This window comes from Gordonia amicalis NBRC 100051 = JCM 11271, assembly GCF_000332995.1.
GTDB classification, from domain to species: domain Bacteria; phylum Actinomycetota; class Actinomycetes; order Mycobacteriales; family Mycobacteriaceae; genus Gordonia; species Gordonia amicalis.
This window is the reverse complement of the sequence record NZ_BANS01000014.1, coordinates 84,706-103,616: the sequence shown is the minus strand read 5'-3', so window position 1 is coordinate 103,616 and position 18,911 is coordinate 84,706. Positions and strand designations below refer to the sequence as shown.

General features: G+C 66.8%; 19 protein-coding genes. 9 read left to right on the top strand and 10 right to left on the bottom strand.

The window, feature by feature from the left end; all coding sequences use genetic code 11:
* Positions 1-37: 37 nt before the first annotated feature.
* On the bottom strand, positions 38-832 hold the full coding sequence (locus GOAMI_RS07015; RefSeq protein ID WP_006435743.1) for a VOC family protein: 795 nt from the start codon (positions 830-832) through the stop codon (positions 38-40).
* A 510-nt stretch (positions 833-1,342) separates the two neighbouring features.
* Here GOAMI_RS07015 and GOAMI_RS07010 point away from each other — a divergent pair.
* Complete coding sequence (locus GOAMI_RS07010) at positions 1,343-1,909, top strand: hypothetical protein (RefSeq protein WP_006435742.1); 567 nt, start codon at positions 1,343-1,345, stop codon at positions 1,907-1,909.
* Here the strand turns inward: GOAMI_RS07010 and GOAMI_RS07005 are convergent.
* The 3 genes from GOAMI_RS07005 to GOAMI_RS06995 all read right to left on the bottom strand — a co-directional run bounded on the left by GOAMI_RS07005 (position 1,884) and on the right by GOAMI_RS06995 (position 4,159).
* Positions 1,884-2,420 carry a C40 family peptidase gene (locus tag GOAMI_RS07005; protein ID WP_006435741.1) on the bottom strand — a complete coding sequence of 179 codons (537 nt, stop codon included), beginning with the start codon at positions 2,418-2,420 and terminating at the stop codon, positions 1,884-1,886. The two genes, GOAMI_RS07010 and GOAMI_RS07005, sit on opposite strands and share 26 nt — an antisense overlap.
* Positions 2,421-2,549: 129 nt before the next feature.
* On the bottom strand, positions 2,550-2,945 hold the full coding sequence (locus GOAMI_RS07000) for a hypothetical protein (RefSeq protein WP_006435739.1): 396 nt from the start codon (positions 2,943-2,945) through the stop codon (positions 2,550-2,552).
* Between the two features lie 2 nt (positions 2,946-2,947).
* Positions 2,948-4,159 carry a 3-ketosteroid-9-alpha-monooxygenase, oxygenase component gene (locus tag GOAMI_RS06995; protein WP_006435738.1) on the bottom strand — a complete coding sequence of 404 codons (1,212 nt, stop codon included), beginning with the start codon at positions 4,157-4,159 and terminating at the stop codon, positions 2,948-2,950.
* Between the two features lie 225 nt (positions 4,160-4,384).
* Between GOAMI_RS06995 and hsaA the strand changes: the two genes are divergently transcribed.
* The 7 genes from hsaA to GOAMI_RS06960 all read left to right on the top strand — a co-directional run bounded on the left by hsaA (position 4,385) and on the right by GOAMI_RS06960 (position 11,022).
* Positions 4,385-5,569 carry a 3-hydroxy-9,10-secoandrosta-1,3,5(10)-triene-9,17-dione monooxygenase oxygenase subunit gene (gene hsaA / locus GOAMI_RS06990; protein WP_006435737.1) on the top strand — a complete coding sequence of 395 codons (1,185 nt, stop codon included), beginning with the start codon at positions 4,385-4,387 and terminating at the stop codon, positions 5,567-5,569.
* A 42-nt stretch (positions 5,570-5,611) separates the two neighbouring features.
* A complete protein-coding gene (hsaC, locus tag GOAMI_RS06985; RefSeq protein WP_006435736.1) occupies positions 5,612-6,523 on the top strand; it encodes an iron-dependent extradiol dioxygenase HsaC in 912 nt (303 codons plus the stop codon).
* A gap of 1 nt (position 6,524) precedes the next feature.
* Positions 6,525-7,097, top strand: a complete 573-nt coding sequence (gene hsaB / locus GOAMI_RS06980) for a 3-hydroxy-9,10-secoandrosta-1,3,5(10)-triene-9,17-dione monooxygenase reductase subunit (RefSeq protein WP_006435735.1) — start codon at positions 6,525-6,527, stop codon at positions 7,095-7,097.
* On the top strand, positions 7,094-8,290 hold the full coding sequence (locus tag GOAMI_RS06975; protein WP_040004640.1) for a hypothetical protein: 1,197 nt from the start codon (positions 7,094-7,096) through the stop codon (positions 8,288-8,290). Before hsaB ends, GOAMI_RS06975 begins: the two co-directional genes overlap by 4 nt.
* Positions 8,287-9,078, top strand: coding sequence for an SDR family oxidoreductase (locus tag GOAMI_RS06970; RefSeq protein WP_006435733.1), 792 nt, complete (start codon positions 8,287-8,289; stop codon positions 9,076-9,078). The genes GOAMI_RS06975 and GOAMI_RS06970 overlap by 4 nt, the downstream gene beginning before the upstream one ends.
* Positions 9,071-10,213 carry a sulfotransferase family protein gene (locus GOAMI_RS06965; RefSeq protein WP_006435732.1) on the top strand — a complete coding sequence of 381 codons (1,143 nt, stop codon included), beginning with the start codon at positions 9,071-9,073 and terminating at the stop codon, positions 10,211-10,213. Before GOAMI_RS06970 ends, GOAMI_RS06965 begins: the two co-directional genes overlap by 8 nt.
* A 182-nt stretch (positions 10,214-10,395) precedes the next feature.
* Positions 10,396-11,022: a TMEM175 family protein gene (locus GOAMI_RS06960; protein WP_006435731.1), complete on the top strand. Its 627-nt coding sequence runs from the start codon at positions 10,396-10,398 to the stop codon at positions 11,020-11,022.
* Between the two features lie 6 nt (positions 11,023-11,028).
* Here GOAMI_RS06960 and GOAMI_RS06955 read toward each other — a convergent pair whose 3' ends face one another.
* The 5 genes from GOAMI_RS06955 to GOAMI_RS06935 all read right to left on the bottom strand — a co-directional run bounded on the left by GOAMI_RS06955 (position 11,029) and on the right by GOAMI_RS06935 (position 15,728).
* Positions 11,029-12,123 (bottom strand): acyl-CoA dehydrogenase family protein, encoded by a 1,095-nt coding sequence (locus GOAMI_RS06955; RefSeq protein WP_006435730.1) that lies wholly within the window; start codon positions 12,121-12,123, stop codon positions 11,029-11,031.
* Complete coding sequence (locus tag GOAMI_RS06950; protein ID WP_006435729.1) at positions 12,120-13,088, bottom strand: acyl-CoA dehydrogenase family protein; 969 nt, start codon at positions 13,086-13,088, stop codon at positions 12,120-12,122. Before GOAMI_RS06950 ends, GOAMI_RS06955 begins: the two co-directional genes overlap by 4 nt.
* Positions 13,089-13,094: 6 nt before the next feature.
* Positions 13,095-14,261, bottom strand: coding sequence for an acyl-CoA dehydrogenase family protein (locus tag GOAMI_RS06945; protein ID WP_006435728.1), 1,167 nt, complete (start codon positions 14,259-14,261; stop codon positions 13,095-13,097).
* 1 nt (position 14,262) lies between these two features.
* On the bottom strand, positions 14,263-15,192 hold the full coding sequence (locus GOAMI_RS06940) for an enoyl-CoA hydratase (protein ID WP_040004639.1): 930 nt from the start codon (positions 15,190-15,192) through the stop codon (positions 14,263-14,265).
* Between the two features lie 65 nt (positions 15,193-15,257).
* Positions 15,258-15,728 (bottom strand): hypothetical protein, encoded by a 471-nt coding sequence (locus tag GOAMI_RS06935; RefSeq protein ID WP_006435726.1) that lies wholly within the window; start codon positions 15,726-15,728, stop codon positions 15,258-15,260.
* 217 nt (positions 15,729-15,945) lie between these two features.
* Here GOAMI_RS06935 and GOAMI_RS06930 point away from each other — a divergent pair, with 217 nt between their 5' ends.
* Positions 15,946-17,058, top strand: a complete 1,113-nt coding sequence (locus GOAMI_RS06930; protein WP_006435725.1) for a Gfo/Idh/MocA family protein — start codon at positions 15,946-15,948, stop codon at positions 17,056-17,058.
* 31 nt (positions 17,059-17,089) lie between these two features.
* On the opposite strand, the gene GOAMI_RS06925 is transcribed toward GOAMI_RS06930, so the two are convergent.
* The gene (locus GOAMI_RS06925) at positions 17,090-18,757 is read right to left on the bottom strand and encodes an FAD-dependent oxidoreductase (protein WP_006435724.1); all 1,668 of its coding nucleotides are present in this window, start codon (positions 18,755-18,757) and stop codon (positions 17,090-17,092) included.
* Between the last annotated feature and the right edge of the window lie 154 nt (positions 18,758-18,911).

The window sequence follows — 18,911 nt, the reverse complement described above, 5'->3', positions numbered from 1 at the left end:
GCACAGAGCGCGCATCACCTCCACCGATCGCGCCGTGTCACATCCCGGCCGGCGGATGTCCCAAGCAGATCAGCGCGCCCATCGGGTCCTTGATCGCCGCGAGCGTCCCGTACGGGGTGTCCTCACCGGGCATCAGGATCTCACCGCCGAGGGATTCGACCTGCTTGACCGTCGCCGCCACGTCGTCGACGGTGATGTAGATCTGCCAGAACGACGGCACCTCCTCGGGAAACAGCTTGGCGGCGTCCATGATCCCGGCGTAGGACTCCTCGCCGTAGAAGATCTGTCCGTAGTGGTCGGGCCCGATCGCGTCGGGGTCGCCGCCGGTGCCGACCTCCTCGATGCGCGCGCCGAGCACCGTCCGGTAGAAGTCGAGTGATCTGGCGTAGTCCTTGGACTGACACTCGAACCAGTACGGGGTGCCGTGATCCCCGTACTCGGAGTACCCCTTGTGCTGATTCGGTTGCCAGAAGCCGATGACCGCGCCCGCCGGATCGGTCGCCACCATCATCGTGCCCTCTTCGCCGATCGGCATCGGTGGGACCATGATGCTGCCGCCGGCCTGTTCGACGGCGTTCGCGGTGGCGTTCGCGTCCTCGCTGTGCAGGTACACCGACCAGATGTTCGGCGGTCCGGCCTCCTCCATCGCAGGACTCAATCCGGCGACCGGCTTCCCGTTCTTGGTGAAGTTCCGGTATCCGCCGAACTCCTCGCTGGGTTCCTCGGTCTCCCACCCGAAGATCTCCCCGTAGAACTGCTCGGCCTTCGCGGTGTCGCTGCTCATGAGGTCGAACCAGATCGGCGCCCCGGACGGGGCTGCGTACTCGGCCATGTTCTCGTGTCCCTTCGTTTGCCATGCGGAGTGTTGCTGAACGACTGAGGTGGAGACTCTCAGCGTCGCGCAATCTCATCGCTGCGACAGCGGGTTCGGGCGCTGACGGGAGACCGATATCGGGGCGTGATTTCGACACGGCGCCTCGCTGCGCTCGGTGCCGGCTCAATCAGCGGGGGAACGGCGCCTCGCTGCGCTCGGTGCCGGCTCAATCAGCGGGGGAACGGCGCCTCGCTGCGCTCGGTGCCGGCTCAATCAGCGGGGGAACGGCGCCTCGCTGCGCTCGGTGCCGGCTCAATCAGCGGGGGAACGGCGCCTCGCTGCGCTCGGTGCCGGCTCAATCAGCGGGGGGAGCGGCTCGTGGCAGGCTCCTCGCCTACTCATTCAGCGGGGGTGGCGTTCCTCTGCCGGCCGAGTAGCGCCGACCGAGCGGAGCGAGGACGCCGCGTATCGAGGTCGCGCGGTGCCGGCTCGATCAGCGGGGTCGGGGGAGATGGCAACCTGGGTGGCATGACGACAGAACCGGGCATCGTCGCCAGACTTCGCATTCTGGTGTGGCCTGCCGCCCTCGTCGGTGGACTCCTCCTGGTGCTGTTCGCACAGGTGGAGTGGGGAAGCACCGACGAGGGCGTGCAACCGTCCATCACCGGGCTCGGACGGGTGACCGTCCCGGGGGCGAGCGATGAGGACGTGGCCTTCTTCTTCGAGGACAACACCGACCGGCCCGGTCTGAGCGTGGTCGTCCTCGGTGCGGTCATCGCAGTTGTCGCCGCGTTGGGGTGGTGGCGCGCACGTCTCCGTCCGGCGGCGATCGGTGTGATCGGCCTGGCCTCGGTCATCGCCGCGGTCGTCGGGATCCGGACGTTGGGTGATCCGGCCGCGCACCTGTTCTCCGACCGGGTCACCGAGGCCCTCGACCTCGAACTCCCGACGATGCAGCCCGGTTACGGACTGATCGGCACCGTGGTGGTCGCGGTGCTGTTGCTCGTCGTCGTGGGGTTCGCGGTGGTGACCTCGGTGTGGCCCGGACGGTCGCCTGATGCCGACCGGGTCAGCCGAAACGACGAATCGTCTTGATGGGTCCCATGTCCTTGACCTTGGTGAAGCCGATGGGTTTGCCGGTGGTGTAGGCGTTGAACAGTCGGCCGCCACCGGCGTAGATGCCGACGTGTCCGGCGTCGCGGCCGAAGATGATGATGTCGCCGGGGGCGAGGGCGTTGAACGGGATCGCGTTGCCGACCTTCGCCTGTTGCTGGCTGGTCCGGGGCAGTTTGACGCCTGCGGTGTAGAACGCCCACTGCACCAGTCCGGAGCAGTCCCAGGAGTGCGGTCCGGTGCCACCCCAGCGGTACGGCTTGCCGATCTGGGTCATCGACGCGGCGAGCGCGGTCAAGCCGGTGGGGGTGGGCACGGGGAGGTAGATCGGCACCGATCCCGTCGAATCGCTGGAGCCGGAACTGGAACCCGCTGCTGCGGCCTTTCCGGCATCAGCGAACGGCGAGCCGGCGAACGGTGCCGCGACAGCCAACGCGGCGGAAAGAGCACCAGCACAGGTGACCCGCGTACAGCGGGTTCGCAAATCGGACATGATGATCAGATTGGCCGACCGGATGCCCGCGTGTCGCCGATAGTTCTCGACGTGTGATGAAGGTGTGACCGTTGTGATGCGTGGGATGAGTGTTAATCAATGTTCCACATGAGGCTCAAAAATGGCATGTCACCAATATCCGTCGGGATCGGTCGTAGGCGATTCGGCGGGAATGATTCCCTCCGCGACCCCATGATCGATACTCGCCGACAATCGGACGCAGGTCGGCATCATCGCACCCGGGAGCAGAGGTCCGTTCCCGTCGTCGCCGCCGGCACGCATCTGCTCGAGGCCGAGGCATCGGCTCCGGGCGTCGGCGTTCCACTGCACGCTCGTGTGAAACGAGCTGGTCTTCTTGACCAGCACGCACGCGTGGCAGGCGCGGCATTCGATCTCGCGCATGCCGCCCTGCAGGTAGTGCTCGCGATCGCGCTGTGTTGCCGCATGGACCCGGGCCGCCCGGTCGGGATCGTCGCCGAAATCGGGTGCCTTGGCCCAGTGTGCGCGTGCCGCGGCCCGGGTCATCGTCAGACCTGCGCCTTCTCCGAGGAGTCCGCGGCGCCGTCTGGCGATGTCTCGGTCCCTGCCTTGTCGGACTCGGCCTTCTCGGCTTCCTGACGCCGGAGGTTCTCCTGGATCTCGGCGTTCCAGCTCTCGAGCGCCTTCGAGGTGTCGATCTCGTACTCGAACCGGCCGGTCATCTCATCGGTGACGTCGGCCTTGTCGACGTAGAACTGCTCATACCAGCGTCGGAGCTGGTACACCGGGCCGTCTTCCTCGACGAGGAGCGGGTTGTCGATGCGGGTCTTGTTCTTCCAGATCTCCACGTCCTGCAGGAAGCCGACCTCGACGCCGGAGCTGATCTTGGTCGCCATCTTCGCCGCCTGCTCGGCGGTGAGTCCCTCGGGAACCTTCGCCATCACGCCGTACATCAGGACGAAAGAGTTCTCGTCGATCGGGTAATGGCAATTCGTCAGAATCGTCTCGACGGCGTAACCCCCGTAGTACTGGACCATCGGGTTCAGCATGTAAGACGGTCCGTAGTAGGCGGCGATCGATTCGAGCCGGCTGTCGCCGTAGTTGGTGCCGAGCGTGACATCAGGGCGCCCATGCGAATTCATGTACTGGGCGGCGATCTCGCCCTCGAAGACATTCTTGAAATAGTCCGGCAAAGCGAAATGCACGTAGTAGAAGTGCGCCATGTCGACGACGTTGTCGATGATCTCGCGACAGTTGGAGCCCTCGATGACGATCCGGTTCCACGTCCAGTCGGTCCACTCCTCGGAGCCGAACTCGGCCAGCTCGGGGATGATGACCTCGTCCGGCGGCGGGTTGCCCTCGGGGTCGTTGTAGACGAAGACCTGACCGTTGCGGACCATCGACGGCCACGACCGGGTCTTGGCCAGCTTGGGGTTGCGCTTGGCATACGGCACGCCGGCGCAGCGGCCGTTGCCCTTCCAGAGCCAACCGTGGAACGGGCACGCGACGTTGTCGCCGGAGAGCTTGCCCTGCGAGAGGTCACCGCCCATGTGACGGCAGAAGGCGTCGAGGATGTTCAGCTCACCCTTGGTGTCGACCCAGACGACGAGTTTGGTGCCGAAGACCTGGACGGAGTGGGGTTCGCCGTCGTCGTACTCGCTCTTCAGGCCCAGGCAATGCCACCCGCGGGCGAACCGGGTGGGCGGCGCGCCGGTGTCGATCTCCCGGATACCCACCTCGGTGTCGGGTGCAGATGACATAAGCCCTCTCCTGTCTGTGACTGGTGTCGCATCGAACCTCTGCTGCCAATACTAGAACACGTTTCAAAAACATTGGACGGATCGTCCCCCAGATCGGCGATAGGTGCTGTACATGGGCATAAAGTCCCAGTGCTCGACAGAAATGAGAACGTGTTCTAATCTCGAACTCGATGAGTAAGCGGCCGGTACATCCGGCCGAGGGAGAGACAGGTAGGAGCAGGCGAGATGCCAGCACAACGGAGCGAAGCCGCCGAGCAGGTCCTGGAGAAGATCAACGCGCTGCTCCCGGAGATCGAACAGCGTGCACAGGCCACTGAAGATCTGCGTCGAATCCCCGACGAGACCGTGTCCAGCCTCGAGACGGCCGGGTTCTTCAGGCTGATGCAGCCCGAGCAGTGGGGTGGATACCAGGTCGATCCGGTGACCTTCTACGAGGCCGTGCGACGCATCGCCTCGGCATGCGGGTCGACGGGTTGGGTGTCGGGCATCATCGGCATCCACAACTGGCACCTGGCGCTCTTCGACCAGCAGGCGCAGGAAGATGTCTGGGGCAAAGACACCAACGTCCGCATCTCGTCGTCGTACGCGCCGATGGGTATGGGTGAGGTCGTCGACGGCGGCTACAAGGTGAACGGGTCGTGGGCCTGGTCGTCGGGCTGCGACACCGCCGACTGGGTGTTCGTCGGCGGTCCGGTCATCAAGAACGGCAAGCCGGTCGACTTCGTCAGCTTCCTGATCCCGCGCGAGGACTACACGATCAAGGACGTGTGGAACGTCGTCGGTCTGCGCGGCACCGGGTCCAACACCATCGAGGTCAAGGACGTCTTCGTGCCCCGCCACCGCATGCTCAGCATGCGCACGATGTCGATGGGGCGGAGCCCGGGCCTCGAGCAGAACACCGCGCCGGTATACAAGATGCCCTGGGGCACAATCCACCCGAGTACCATCGCGACGCCGATCGTCGGCATGGCCTACGGCGCCTACCATGCTCACGTCGAACATCAGGGGAAGCGTGTCCGCGCCGCCTACGCCGGGGAGAAGGCCAAGGACGATCCGTTCGCCAAGGTCCGGATCGCCGAGGCCGCCAGCGACATCGACGCCGCATGGCGACAGCTGTCGGGCAACCTGCAGGCCGAATACGACCTGATCCTCGCCGGTGAGGAGATCCCGATGGAACTGCGTCTGTCGGCCCGTCGCGACCAGGTGCGCGCCACCGGTCGGGCGATCTCCGCCATCGACCGTCTCTTCGAGAACTCGGGCGCCCATGCGCTGGAGAACGGGACCCCGATCCAGCGCTTCTGGCGGGACGCCCACGCCGGCCGCGTGCACGCCGCCAATGACCCGGAACGCGCCTACGTCGCATACGGCAACGGCGAGTTCGGGATTCCCATCGGCGACACGATGGTATAGGCATTCCGTTCGTGACGCGACGAGACAACAGGAGTCGAGCAGATGAGTGACAGTCCGATCCGTTCATTGGGATACATGAGGATCGAGGCGACCGACGTCGAGGCGTGGCGCACCTACGGTCTCAAGGTCCTCGGCATGATCGAGGGCTCCGGACTGACCGAGGGCGCGCTCTACCTGCGGATGGACGATTTCCCCGCCCGCCTGGTCATCGTGCCCGCCGAGCACGACCGCCTGTCCTGTGCAGGTTGGGAGGTCGCGAATGCCGCTGCGCTACAGGAGGTCCGCGACCGGCTGGCCGCCGCGCACGTCGTCTTCCGCGAGGGCAAGGACGAGGAGATCGCCGATCGTCGCGTCGCCGAGATGATCGTGTTCGACGATCCCGCCGGCAACACCCTCGAGGTATTCCACGGGGCCGCGCTCGAGCACCGTCGCATCGTCAGCCCGTACGGCCACCGTTTCGTCACCGAGGAGCAGGGGCTCGGCCACGTCGTCCTCACCTGTGAGGACGACAAGGCGGCTCTCGAGTTCTACCGAGACGTATTGGGATTCAAGCTCCGCGACTCGATGCGCCTGCCCCCGCAGGTCGTCGGACGCGAAGAGGGCGACGAGGTGCCTTGGCTACGCTTCCTCGGCTGTAACCCGCGTCATCACTCCCTGGCGTTCCTGCCGATCCCCAACAGCACCGGCATCGTCCACCTGATGGTGGAGGTCGAGAACTCCGACGACGTGGGGCTCTGTCTCGACCGCGCACTGCGCAAGAAGGTGCCGATGTCGGCGACGCTCGGCCGGCACGTCAACGACCTGATGCTCTCCTTCTACATGAAGACGCCGGGCGGTTTCGACGTCGAGTTCGGTTGCGAGGGAAGAACGGTCAACGACGATGAGTGGATCGCACGCGAGAGCACCGCGGTCAGTCTCTGGGGGCATGACTTCAGCGTCGGGTTCAAGAACTGACATGGCCCAGACGCCATACGGGTCGGCGGAGTTCGACTCCCGGCAGTTCCGTACCGCGATGGGGCAGTTCTGCACCGGTGTCACGGTCATCACGACACTCGACGACGACGGCAAACCGGTCGGGTTCGCCTGCCAGTCGTTCGCTGCGCTGTCCCTCGACCCGCCACTCGTGCTGTTCTGCCCGATGAAGACCTCGCGGAGCTGGAAGGTCATCGAACAAACCGGCAAGTTCTGCGTCAACGTGCTGTCCAACCGGCAGCAGGACGTGAGCGCGGCCTTCGGCGCCCCGGGTGACGACAAGTTCGCCAATATCATCTGGGACCCGTCACCGGCCGGTCTGCCGGTCATCCGGCACGGACTGACCTGGGTCGAGTGCGACGTCGAACGGGTGACCGACGGCGGCGATCACCACATCGTCATCGGCCGTGCGCTCACGCTCGGAGAGGTGTTGCAGGACAAGCCGTTGCTCTTCTATCGGGGCGGCTACCTGTCGACGGAGCATCCGCGGGTGACACCGGCGCAGGCCGAACTGGAGAACTTCCTCACGTGGACGGGCGGAGACACCTGGCTATGAGCTCGCGAGTGATCGCCGTACCGAAGGACATCACGAAACCCCTCACCGATTCGATCGCCGCGGCCGAGAGGCTGATCGCCTCCGCGGAGTTCGCGGAGACGGAGCAGGATCTCGCCGAGGGCTACGACTATCTCGCGGGCAGCATCGCCGCGATCATCCAGCTGGTCCGCGGGCGGTCCCTCTCGCATCCGAACTTCGTGACCTCGACCGGACCGTCGACCAAGATGGGCCTGGACAACCCGGACACGCTCTATTACCACGCGGATGTCGAGCCGACCGGGACCTATCTGGTCCGCGGACGCCGGGGTACCACAACCGATCTCAGCTTCCAGGTCCTGCGCGGCGACTACACGCCGTCCGCGGTGCCCGGCGGGGAGGACGCCTTCGACGACCGTCGCCTGACCATCGCCGACGACGGCACGTTCGAGCTGACCTTCGGTCCGGCGATTCCCGACCCGCCCGACAACTATTTCGCCCTCGGCGAGGGGGCGTCGATGCTGGCGGTCCGCGAAGTGTATTCCGACTGGACCGAGCGCAAGGGCTCGATCACGATCGAACGTGTCGACACGGTCGGGACCGCGCCGGAAGAGGCCGATCTCGCCCGCGTCGCACGCCGATACGCGACCGCGGGAAAAATGCTGACCGCTCGCATCCACACCTGGTTCAATTTTCCCAAGTGGTTCTACCTCGACGAACCGGTCAACACCTTCACCCCGCCCCGCCAGACCCCGGGCGGGTTGAGCACTCAGTTCTCCTCGGTGGGCCACTACCGGTTGGGTCCCGACGAGGCGATGGTGATCTCCATCCCGAAATCCGATGCGCCCTATCAGGGATTCCAGCTCGGCAGTATGTGGTACATCTCGCTCGACTACGTCAACCACCAGACGAGTCTCAATCCCGCACAGGCGCAGGTCGATCCGGACGGTGTGATCCGGATGGTCGTGTCCCACCGCGATCCCGGCGTCGCCAACTGGATCGAGACGACCGGCCGTCAGCAGGGCATCCTCCAGTTCCGCTGGCAGCGCAGCGACTCGCCGATCGGACCGGAGCTCGGACCGAGCGCGACGGTCGTCGGCATCGACGAGGTGGCCGCGCACCTGCCGCACCTCGAACACAACAAGATCGATCAGGCCGGATGGTCCGAGCGGATCGCGGCACGGCAACGCGCATTCGCCGAGAGGATGCTGGGATGAGTGCTGGAGCGGGCCTTCTCGACGGCAAGGTGGTCGTCGTCTCGGGTGTGGGTCCGGGGCTGGGGCGTTCGATCTGTCATCGCGCCGCCGCCGAGGGTGCGCGGGTGGTGCTCGCCGCACGTACCGAATCACGGTTGAAAGAGGTTGCCGCGGAGATCGATGCCGCGGGAGGCACGAGCCTCGTCGTTCCCACCGACATCACCGACGACACCGGCGTCGACAACCTGGTGGCCACCACGCTCGCCGAGTTCGGCCGGGTGGACGTCCTGGTCAACAACGCCTTCGCCCTGCCGTCGATGAAGCCGCTGGGCCGCACGGACTTCGACCAGATCACCAACAGCATCGAGGTGACGGTCGTCGGGACGCTGCGGGTCATCAAGTCGTTCACCGATGCGCTCGCCGAGTCGGACGGGTCGATCGTGAACATCAACTCGATGGTCATCCGGCACTCTGAACCGCGTTACGGCAGCTACAAGATCGCCAAGTCGGCCCTGCTCGCCATGTCGCAGACGCTGGCGTCGGAGCTGGGGGAGCGGGGTGTTCGCATCAATTCGGTGGCGCCGGGTTACATCTGGGACGACCAGCTCAAGTGGTACTTCGGCGAGGTTGCCAAGAAGTACGGGATCACCCCCGAGCAGGTCTACGAGCAGACCGCGTCGAAATCCGATCTCAAACGACTGCCCGAGCCGGACGAGATCGCCGACGCCGTCGTGTTTCTCGCCTCACCGATGGCGCGGGCGATCACCGGGCACACCCTGGACGTGAATTGTGGTGAATACCATGACTAGTGCGCAGCGGACCGACGTCGGGACCATCGAAGACCTGCACGCGTCGGCCACCCGTGCGACCGGTCTCGAGGACTTCGGCGACACCGACTACCTCGAGCCGCTGGGGATCCTGCTCGACTCCTACCGTTCCGAGGCCGGGCTGACCGAGCTGGGCAGCAAGATGTTCCGCTTCTTCCTGAAGGGGGCGCTCGTCGCGCGGCTGCTGAGCGAGGCGTCGTGGAAGGCGAACCCGGAACACGCCGACGTCGAGATCACCCGGCCGATCTTCGTGACCGGGCTCCCGCGTACGGGAACGACTGCCCTGCACCGGCTCCTGGCCGCGGACCCGGATCATCAGGGTCTCGAGATGTGGCTCGCGGAGTTCCCGCAGCCGCGGCCGCCCCGCGACACGTGGGCCGACAACCCCGTGTACCAGCAGATCCAGGCCGGTTTCGAGCAGCACCACGTCGAGAACCCGGAGTTCATGGGCCTGCACTACATGGACGCCGGCGAGGTCGAGGAATGCTGGCAGCTGTTGCGGCAGAGCGTCACCTCGATCTCCTACGAGTCGCTCGCACACATCCCGACCTATTCGCGCTGGCTGGCGGAGCAGGACTGGACGCCGGCGTACCGCCGTCATCGGCGGAACCTCCAGCTGATCGGCCTCAACGACCCGGGCAAGCGGTGGGTGCTCAAGAACCCGAGCCACCTGTTCGCGCTCGACGCATTGATGGCCGCCTACCCGGATGCGCTGGTGATCCAGACCCACCGCGCGCCCAGCACCATCATCGCCTCGATGTGCAGTCTCGCCGAGCACGCCACCCCCGGCTGGTCGACGACCTTCATCGGCGACCAGATCGGCCGCGACCAGCTCGATCTGTGGTCACGGGGGGTGCGTGAGTTCTCCCGCGCCCGTGCGAAATACGATCCCGCACAGTTCCTCGACATCGACTTCGCCGACCTCCGCTCGGACCCGATGGGCACCGTCGAACGCGTCTACGCGGCTCTCGACACACCCATGTCCGACGCGGCCCGCGCGGCGGTGACCGCACTCGACGAGGAGAGCAAGGCCGGGGCCCGGAAACCGCAGCACCGCTACCAGCTCGCCGACTACGGGCTCGACGAGGCGATGGTCGAGGCGGCGTTCGGCGAATAGCGGAACGTTCCCGCGGGCGGGTTTCCTTCCCGTCGGCGTGTCTCCTTCCCGCTTGTTGGATCCGATAAGCGGGAAGGAAACGGCGGGGGCGGGAGGGAAACGGTCGAGCGGGAACACCGCCGATCCCGGGCGGCCGTTGCGATTGCCGAGCGAGCCGCCGGCGACGGTTCTACATTCAACCCATGGCCGCACCGGAGAATCGGAAGTCGGAAGAAGGTCTGAGCCGGCTGATCGCGTTCGCGGACGCGGTGGTGGCCATCGCGCTGACGCTGCTGGTGCTCCCGTTGGTCGACATCGCGAATGACCTGCCGGAGGAGACCTCGATCGGCGAGGTGGTGTCGGATCACTCCCTCGAGCTGACGAGCTTCTTCATCAGCTTCGTGGTCATCTGGATCCTCTGGCGCCAACACCATCAGACGATGGAGTACTTCCGCGCCTACGACCGGGTTCTGGTGAACCTCACCTTCGTCTGGCTGCTCACCATCGTGGTCCTGCCGTTCGCCACGGCGATGGTCGACGACAGCCGGGTGGAGTGGGCGACCGTGCTCTACATCGGCGTACTCGCGATCTCGGTGGCCGCGCTCGTCGCGATCGGGCAGTGGGGGCATCGGCATCGGGATCTGCTCGTCGACGACGAGGCCACCGATCGCTGGACGAGGTCGTCGGGTGGCTGGGGAACCCTGCTGGCGCTCGCGGTCGCGTTGGCCATCGCCCTCGTGTACCCGAAGAGCGGGAACTGGCCGCTCCTGTTGCTCGTCCTCACCGACCCCATCGAGAGGTTGCTGTCGCGCGTGCGCAACCCCGACTGAGAGCCGTTACCGAAGGCCCGCTGCCGCTTCGGCGACCGCGGTGTGCGGGGCACCCAGCAGCTGTGACGACGCCTGGGCGCGCTTGAAGTACAGCTGGATGTCGTGCTCCCAGGTGATGCCGATGCCGCCGTGCAACTGGATGGCCTCGCCGGCGATTCGCCGGTAGGCATCCGAGCAGTACACGTGAGCGGCGAGTGCGAGTTCCGCCGCGTCAGGATCCTCGACGGCGACCGCGGCCACCGCTGCACGTGAGATCGAGCGTGCGGTCTCGACGAGCACATACATGTCGGCCATGCGGTGCTTGAGCGCCTGGAACGAGCCGATGGTGCGTCCGAACTGCTTGCGGGACTTGGTGTACTCGACGGTGAGGTCGAGCGCGCGCTGGGCGCCGCCGACCTGCTCGGCCGAGAGCAACGACCAACCCAGTGTCCGCAGACTGTCGGCCAGGTCCGACGGCGTCGGGATCACGGTGGACGCGACCTCGTCGAACCGCACCGAGGACAACGCGCGCGTCGGATCGAGAAGAGTCAACGGCGATACCGTGACACCGGCGGCATCAGCCGCGACGGAATGGAGGGTCACGTGCTCACCCGGTCCCGACGCCAGCACGAGGAGCGTGTCCGCGGATTCGGCATCGACGACGTAGTGCGCGGTGCCCGACAGCAATCCGGCGTCCGCGTGCACGCCCGGGGTGTTCCATCCGCGTTCACCGGCCCAGCACAACGCGGCCGTCTGCTCACCTGAGGCGAGTGCGGGAAGGAGGTGTGACGCGATGTCGTCGTCCTGCGCCAGCAGGATCGCGCCGGTCGCCAGCACCGACGACCCGAAGGCGGGCACCGGACTGAGCGCCCCACCGAGTTCCTGCAGCACGGCGGCCAGTTCGATCCACGACGCCCCGGCACCGCCGGCGTCCTCCGGTATGGGAAGCGCCGCCACGCCGATCTCGGTGCACAGCGTCTGCCACAGTCCGGTGTCGATGCGTTCGGCGGAGGTCATCGCGGTCCGGACCGACGCGGAGTCTCCCCGGCGACGGAGCAGATCACGGACGGCTTCGGCCAGCGCTTCGCGTTCCTCGGCCGAGATCGACAGGTCGGCGGTCACAGTGTCTCCAGGATGCGTCGACGATGGACGGCGGGCGAACCCCAGGCGGACAGGAGTGCTCGCGTCTTGGTGATGTACAGGGAGATGTCGTGTTCGGCGGTGTAACCGATCGCCCCGAGTACCTGAAGGGAGCGCCGGGCCGACAGGTGGGCGGCGTCGGCGGCCGCGACCTTCGCCGCCGACACATCCCGCGACACATTCGTCTCCTCGGGTACCTGACCGTCGATTCCCAGTGCCGCGGCATGAACCAGGGGACGGGCCATCTCGAGGGCGATGGCCACATCGGCCAGGTGGTGCTTCACCGCCTGGAAGGAACCGATGGCGCGGCCGAACTGCTTGCGGGACTGCGCATACTCGCCGGCCTGGGCGAGCATCGCCTGACCGAGTCCCAGGAGTTCCGCCGCGGTGGCGAGTGCTCCTGCGTCGACGGCGTCGGACGGGTCGACCCCCGTGGCGAGAGTCTTGTCCGGTGCGACCCGCGACAGCGTGCGGGTGGTGTCCACGGACGGCTCGGTGCTCAGCACGGTGGCCGTCGAGAGGACACCGTCGGAGACGACGTAGACGTCGGCGGACTCGACGTCGGGCGCGAGCGGTTGCAGCGGGGCGATGGCACAGGTCGCCAGCCGGCCCTCGGCGAGACCGTTGAGCGGGCCGGTCACGTCCGCGTCACGCAGCAGGATCGGGAGGACGGCAACGCTTTCCACGATAGGTCCGGGTGCGCAATGGCGTCCGAGCTGCTCGACCGCGACGACCATCTCGACGGCGCCGGCGCTGCTGCCCCCGTGCGACTCGTCGATGAGCAGGCCGCAGACCCCGGCGTCGGCGAGCTGGGAGTAGACCTTGGCGACGGCCGTTCGGTCACCGGCCGCCCAGGCGCGGGCGGCAGCGGGCATGTCGGCCTTGCCGAGCATGGCGTCGACGGTGGCGGCGAGATCCGTGTGGATGTCGGAGAGTTGGAAGTCCATGGGGTATCAGCGATCTCCACGAGGAAGGCCGAGGAGTCGCTCGGCGATGACATTGCGCTGGATCTCGTTGGTGCCGGCATAGATCGGACCGGACAGGGAGAACAGGTAGCCGTCCATCCAGGCGTCGTCGAGCTCGGCATCCGGTCCCTGCAGGTCGAGAGCGGTCTCGTGGGCGGCGATGTCCCACTGTGACCAGAACACCTTGTTGATCGAGGACTCCATGCCGAGTTGTCCGCCGGCGGCGAGACGGCTCACCGTCTGGTACGTCGACAACTCGTAGGCCCGGGAGCCGATCCAGGCATCGGCGACTCGCGAGTCGGTGTTGGCCGTCGAGGGGACCTCGTCCCGCTTCGACCGCCACAGCTCCACGAGCCGATCGGTGGTGGCGAGGAAGCGACCAGGAGCACGCAGCGAGAGTCCGCGTTCGTTGGCCGCGGTGCTCATGGCGACCCGCCAGCCGTTGTCGACCTCGCCGATGACACCGGACTCGCCGGGATCGGCCGGATCGTCGGGCACGAAGACGTTCTCCAGGAACAGTTCCGCGAACCCGGCTTCGCCGTCGAGTTGCGCGATGGGGCGGACGGTGACGCCCTCGGCACGCAGGTCGAACATGAAGTAGGTCAGGCCCTTGTGTCGCTGGGCTTCCTTGTCGGTGCGGAACAGTCCGAATGCCCGGTCGGCGAAGCTCGACCGTGAACTCCAGGTCTTCTGACCGTTCAGCAGCCAGCCGCCGTCGGTGCGCACCGCCGTCGAACGGAGCGACGCGAGGTCGCTGCCGGCCTCCGGTTCGCTCCACGCCTGACCCCAGATGTCGTCACCGCGAGCCATCCTCGGCAGAATGCGGTCCAGCTGTGCCGGGCTCGCGTGTTCGAACAGCGTCGGTGCGAGCAGGAAGATGCCGTTCTGGCTGACCCGGCCCGGTGCACCCGACCGGTAGTACTCCTCTTCGAAGATCACCCAGTGGAGGAGCGGGGCGTCGCGTCCGCCGTATTCCTCGGGCCAGCTGACGACCGACATGCGGTCGGCTGCCATCGTGCGTTCCCATTCGCGGTGGGCTTCGAACCCCTCCGCGGTGTCCATGGACGGAAGTGGTTCGCGCGGAACGTGTTCGGTCAGCCAGGAGCGGACATCGGACCGGAACTGCTGGGCCGTGTCGTCGAACAGAAGGTCCATGTCAGCTATCCGATCCCGACGCCGCGTTCGCTGTCGACCCCGCGGCCTTCATCGACTTGGCGTCCATCCCGCCCAGCGAATCGCCGCCCGACGCCTCGGCGTTGGCCGAGTGGGCGAAGTGGTGCCAGCCGAAGACCGAGTCCATCGAATTGCGCAGACCCATCTGGTCCTCGCAGATGTTGACGGCCTTCTTGCTGAGGAAGAGGCCCTGCATCGGCATCGCGACCGCCTTCTCGGCGATCTCGTTCACCTTGGACTCGAGCTGATCCCGCGGCGTGACGTGATTGACCATGCCCCAGTCGGCGGCCTGCGTGGCGGTGAAGCGCTCACCGGTGAACAGGATCTCCTTGGCACGGCGGGTACCGAGGGCGTACGCGTGCGCGAAGTACTCGACGCCCGGAATGCCCATGCGCGCAACCGGGTCGGAGAAGAACGCGTCGTCGGAGGCGACGATGAAGTCACAGATCCAGGCCAGCATCAGGCCACCCGCGATACACGCCCCGTGGACCTGCGCGATGAGCGGCTTGGGGATGTCACGCCAGCGGCGGCACATCCCCATGTACACCTCCATCTCGCGGGCGAGACGCTGATCGGCGCCGGTCTTGTCGGTGTGATCCCAGTGCAGGACGGCGGCGTTCTCGTAGTAGGTGTCGAAGTCGCGCTCGGGGGTGCCGATGTCGTGCCCGGCCGAGAAGTGTTTGCCGTTGGCACGCAGGACGATCACCTTCACGGCCGTGTCCTCGACGGCCTTGCGGAAGGCGGCGTCGAGCGAATACGTCATGACCGAGTTCTGTGCATTGCGGTACTCGGGACGATTCAGGGTCACGTACGCGACGGCACCTTCGGGACCGCCGACCTCATAGGCGACCGGAGTGGTGTCCGGGCCGAGGTCATCGGGTCCGAGTGCGGGCGGGATGGCGGCATCACTCATGTCCACGAGCGTAACCTAGCAAGTGCTTGGTTGGTAGTGGGGGAGGCTGCGTCGCATCCGAAGGATCAGGGAACGACGATGGTCCCGCGGCAACTGGTGGACGGCACGCTCCACAGGGCGTTGCTGTTGACCGCGCTGAACGTGACGTCGACCCGGCCCCGGCCGATCTGCGATACGGGGATGACGAAGTAGTGGACACCCTGATAGGGCGGGCGGACGCGGGTGTTGCTGAGCTTCGATCCACGCTTGCCGGTGGACTGGTTGTGCCAGTCCGTCCGCAACGACGACTGGTAGCCGCCGGGGAAGTAGCTCGGGAAGTCGGCCGCGATGTAGGCGTTCCCGGCGTAGGTGTCGACGATGGCGCGGCGGACCATGAACGGGAGGTCGATGACGTTCGGGCTGGGCCCGATGCAGGTGGAGACCGGGAACTCACGGGACGCTGCGGCCTCGCCCGTGCCGGACAGTCCGAGGCCTGCGGCGGCGGCCAGCGCCAGGGCTGCCGCGGCCAGCCTGGTGAACGCCGTCGTCCGTGCCATCTTCGATCTCCTCGCGTGTCGGCGGCGGTCGGTCGTCGATCCGACTCCTGGCGATTTTCGCTAAGGGGGCGGATTTTCGTCACGTTCTTCGCGAATCGGGGTCGGGCGATGGTGGAGTACCCCCGAAACATCTAGATAACGAATATCTAGACGTAGACTAATCTGCGATGTGCAGAAATCCGGCGCGCCAGGCCCCGGAGTGGTGGACGGAGGTCGAGTGGTATCCGATGACAGACCTGTGGGTGCGGCGATAGTCGGCACCGGTTGGGGCCTGCTCACTCACGCGCCGGCGATGCGGGACGCCGGGATCGACGTCCGCTGGCTGGTCGGCCGTGATCGGGAACGTGCGGAGGAGCGGGCGGCAGCGGCCGGGGTGCACCGCGCCACCGTCGACCTCGACGAGGTGCTCGACGACCCCGCTGTGGACCTGGTCGTGGTGGCAACCCCTCCGGACACTCACGCCCCGCTCGTGATCCGGGCGGCCGAAGCCGGACGGCACGTGATGTGCGAGAAGCCTTTTGCACACTCGCTCGACGATGCGAAGCGGATGCGTGACGCCGTGCGTGCGGCCGGTGTGCTCGGCGTGGTCGGCCACGAGTTCCGTTTCCTCGGCGACCGGATCGCGACGCGCGAGGCGGTCGGATCGGGGCTGATCGGTGCACCGAAGCTGTTCACCCACACCCGGTTGAGCAGCACCCTCGCCGGGGTCGGCGCCACGGTCCCGGGGTGGTTCGGTGAGCGGGCCGCGTTCGGTGGATGGTTCAACGCAGAGGTGCAACACCTCATCGACGAGATCCGCGGGCTGCTCGGGGAGTTGGCCTCTGTGACGGTTCTCGAGCAGCAGGTGACCGAACGGAACTGGGATGTCGGGGACACGTTCGCGGCGCAGTTCGTGACCTGTGCCGGGGCCGTCGGGACCATCCTCAGCTCCGTGGGGACCGCGGGTTCCGGCCTGAGCGTTCAGCGGATCAGCGGAACAAATGGCTGCATATGGACCGACCCGGACGGGTCGATCGTCGTCGATGACGGTTCGGGCCGGCGGGTCCTGGCCGCTGCGGCACCCCGCGACGCTGCTGCCACCGATCCCACGATCACCGATCTGGTGTCGACCAACACGCTGTCCCGTGCCCTCTCCGGTGCCTCGGGGATGCTCCGCGAACCCACGCGCGTGATGTACGAGGCTGTGCGGCAGCGCATTCTGTCCGGTGGCAACGACCCTGCCGCGGCCGGGCCGGCGACGTTCGACGACGGGGTCGCCAACACGGCGGTGCACATGGCGATGCTCCGTTCGATGCGCTCCGGTGGGACCGAACGCATCGAGACGGTGTGATCGTCGACCGGCCGGCACCGCCGGCCGGTCGTCAGGCCGTGACCGGACTCGCCAGAGCGGTCATGGCGGCCGCGTCGACCAGCTTGACCCGCGGTCGTCCCGCGGCCTTGCCCGCCGCCCGTTCGGTCGCGTCGATGCGCTTCCATCCCTCCAGGTCGATCGGGTGGCCGCCGCGGTCGGCGACGAGGGATTCGATGTCGTCGCGTGAGGCGAACGGTTCGGGCAGCTTCCCCCCGACCACGTCGTCGAGGAACGCCGATGCCGTCTCCTGGCCGCAGGCCCGGTTCCGTCCGATGCCGCCGGTGGCACCCCGCTTGATCCAGCCGGTGACGTACAGACCGGGGATGACCGCGCCGTCGGCGTCGGTGACTCGGCCGGCTTCGTTGGGGACCACCGAACGGTCCGGGTCGAACGGCAGACCGTCGACGGGGACGCAGCGGTAGCCGATCGAGCGCAACACCAGCCCGGTGGCGAGTTCGGTGACCGTGTCGGTGGGCGTCACCGTCGTACCGTCCGCGGCGTACTGGTTCTTTCGGACTCGAATGCCGGAAACCCTTCCCTCGCCGACGATCTCGACGGGGTCGGCGAGGAAGCGGAACACGATCCGACGACGGCCGGGGACCCGCGGACGTGCGGAGAACTCCTGCGCGAGACGGATCTTGGTGGCCACGGTGGAATCGAGCGTGCCGGCGGCGAGCTGCGCCTCGGTGGTCGCGTCGAGTACCAGTTCCTCCGGATCGATGACCACGTCGACACCGTCGATGGAGCCCAGCGCCAGGAACTCGCTGTTGGTGAACGCCGCGTGTGCGATACCACGCCGCGCCAGCACCACCACCTCGGTGATGGACGACGACCTCAGTTGCTCCAGTGCGTGATCGGCGATGTCGGTGGTGGCCAGCACCTCGGGTGCCGTGACCAGGATGCGGGCGACGTCGAGTGCGACATTGCCGTTGCCGATCACCACGGCGCGGTCGCCGGACAGGTCGTGGGTCGCGCCGGCGTGGTCGGGATGTCCGTTGTACCAGCCGACGAAGTCGGTTGCCGACGCTGATCCGGGGAGATCCTCACTCGCGATCGAGAGCCGACGATCGTGCGCGGCTCCGACCGCATAGATCACCCCGTGGTAGCGCGCGGCGAGTTCCTCGTGCCGGATGTGTTGCCCCACGGTCACGTTGAGCAGGTAACGGAAGTTCTTCTTGGCCGCGACGCGGTCGAAGTTCTTCTCGACGCCTTTGGTCAGCGCATGATCGGGTGCGACCCCCGCACGCACGAGGCCGTGGGGTGTGGGCAGGCGATCGAACATGTCGACGGAGATCCGCGCCGTGCGGACGAGCTGTTCGGCGGCATACAGGCCCGCGGGTCCGGCGCCGACGATCGCCACGTGCAGGTCACCCGGGGGCAGCTTCGGTTGCCGTGGGCTGTCGACCAGCCCTCCCTCGACGTCGTGATCGCGGTAATAGTCCGCGTTGATCCGCAGGTAGGGCTCGTCGGCGGGCTGTAGGGATTCCTCCGGCAGGATCGCGTCCACCGGACATTCGTCGACGCAGGCACCACAGTCGATGCAGGTGTCCGGATCGATGTACAGGGATTCCGCGGTGAAGAAGTCGGGATCGGCGGGCGTCGGGCGGATGCAGTTGACCGGGCACACGCTCACGCACGATGCGTCGTTGCAGCAGGGTCTGGTGATCACGTCGGGCATCTGGAGGCTCGTTTCTACGCGTCGCCGACGGACTGTCGCATCGCGGTCAGAGCGGCGCGCAGCTGTTCGACGTCTTGATCGGTGCCGCCGTGCATGCCGAACTCGTCGGCGGTGAGTGCACTGGTGACCGCGCGCGGCGTCGCGTCCCTTGTCC

Excerpts from the sequence above, each read along its gene's own strand:
- GOAMI_RS07015 (WP_006435743.1), bottom strand. The coding sequence starts at position 832 with ATGGCCGAGTACGCAGCCCCGTCCGGGGCGCCGATCTGGTTCGACCTC.
- GOAMI_RS07010 (WP_006435742.1), top strand. The coding sequence starts at position 1,343 with ATGACGACAGAACCGGGCATCGTCGCCAGACTTCGCATTCTGGTGTGG.
- GOAMI_RS07005 (WP_006435741.1), bottom strand. The coding sequence starts at position 2,420 with ATGTCCGATTTGCGAACCCGCTGTACGCGGGTCACCTGTGCTGGTGCT.
- GOAMI_RS07000 (WP_006435739.1), bottom strand. The coding sequence starts at position 2,945 with ATGACCCGGGCCGCGGCACGCGCACACTGGGCCAAGGCACCCGATTTC.
- GOAMI_RS06995 (WP_006435738.1), bottom strand. The coding sequence starts at position 4,159 with ATGTCATCTGCACCCGACACCGAGGTGGGTATCCGGGAGATCGACACC.
- hsaA (WP_006435737.1), top strand. The coding sequence starts at position 4,385 with ATGCCAGCACAACGGAGCGAAGCCGCCGAGCAGGTCCTGGAGAAGATC.
- hsaC (WP_006435736.1), top strand. The coding sequence starts at position 5,612 with ATGAGTGACAGTCCGATCCGTTCATTGGGATACATGAGGATCGAGGCG.
- hsaB (WP_006435735.1), top strand. The coding sequence starts at position 6,525 with ATGGCCCAGACGCCATACGGGTCGGCGGAGTTCGACTCCCGGCAGTTC.
- GOAMI_RS06975 (WP_040004640.1), top strand. The coding sequence starts at position 7,094 with ATGAGCTCGCGAGTGATCGCCGTACCGAAGGACATCACGAAACCCCTC.
- GOAMI_RS06970 (WP_006435733.1), top strand. The coding sequence starts at position 8,287 with ATGAGTGCTGGAGCGGGCCTTCTCGACGGCAAGGTGGTCGTCGTCTCG.
- GOAMI_RS06965 (WP_006435732.1), top strand. The coding sequence starts at position 9,071 with ATGACTAGTGCGCAGCGGACCGACGTCGGGACCATCGAAGACCTGCAC.
- GOAMI_RS06960 (WP_006435731.1), top strand. The coding sequence starts at position 10,396 with ATGGCCGCACCGGAGAATCGGAAGTCGGAAGAAGGTCTGAGCCGGCTG.
- GOAMI_RS06950 (WP_006435729.1), bottom strand. The coding sequence starts at position 13,088 with ATGGACTTCCAACTCTCCGACATCCACACGGATCTCGCCGCCACCGTC.
- GOAMI_RS06945 (WP_006435728.1), bottom strand. The coding sequence starts at position 14,261 with ATGGACCTTCTGTTCGACGACACGGCCCAGCAGTTCCGGTCCGATGTC.
- GOAMI_RS06940 (WP_040004639.1), bottom strand. The coding sequence starts at position 15,192 with ATGAGTGATGCCGCCATCCCGCCCGCACTCGGACCCGATGACCTCGGC.
- GOAMI_RS06935 (WP_006435726.1), bottom strand. The coding sequence starts at position 15,728 with ATGGCACGGACGACGGCGTTCACCAGGCTGGCCGCGGCAGCCCTGGCG.
- GOAMI_RS06925 (WP_006435724.1), bottom strand. The coding sequence starts at position 18,757 with ATGCCCGACGTGATCACCAGACCCTGCTGCAACGACGCATCGTGCGTG.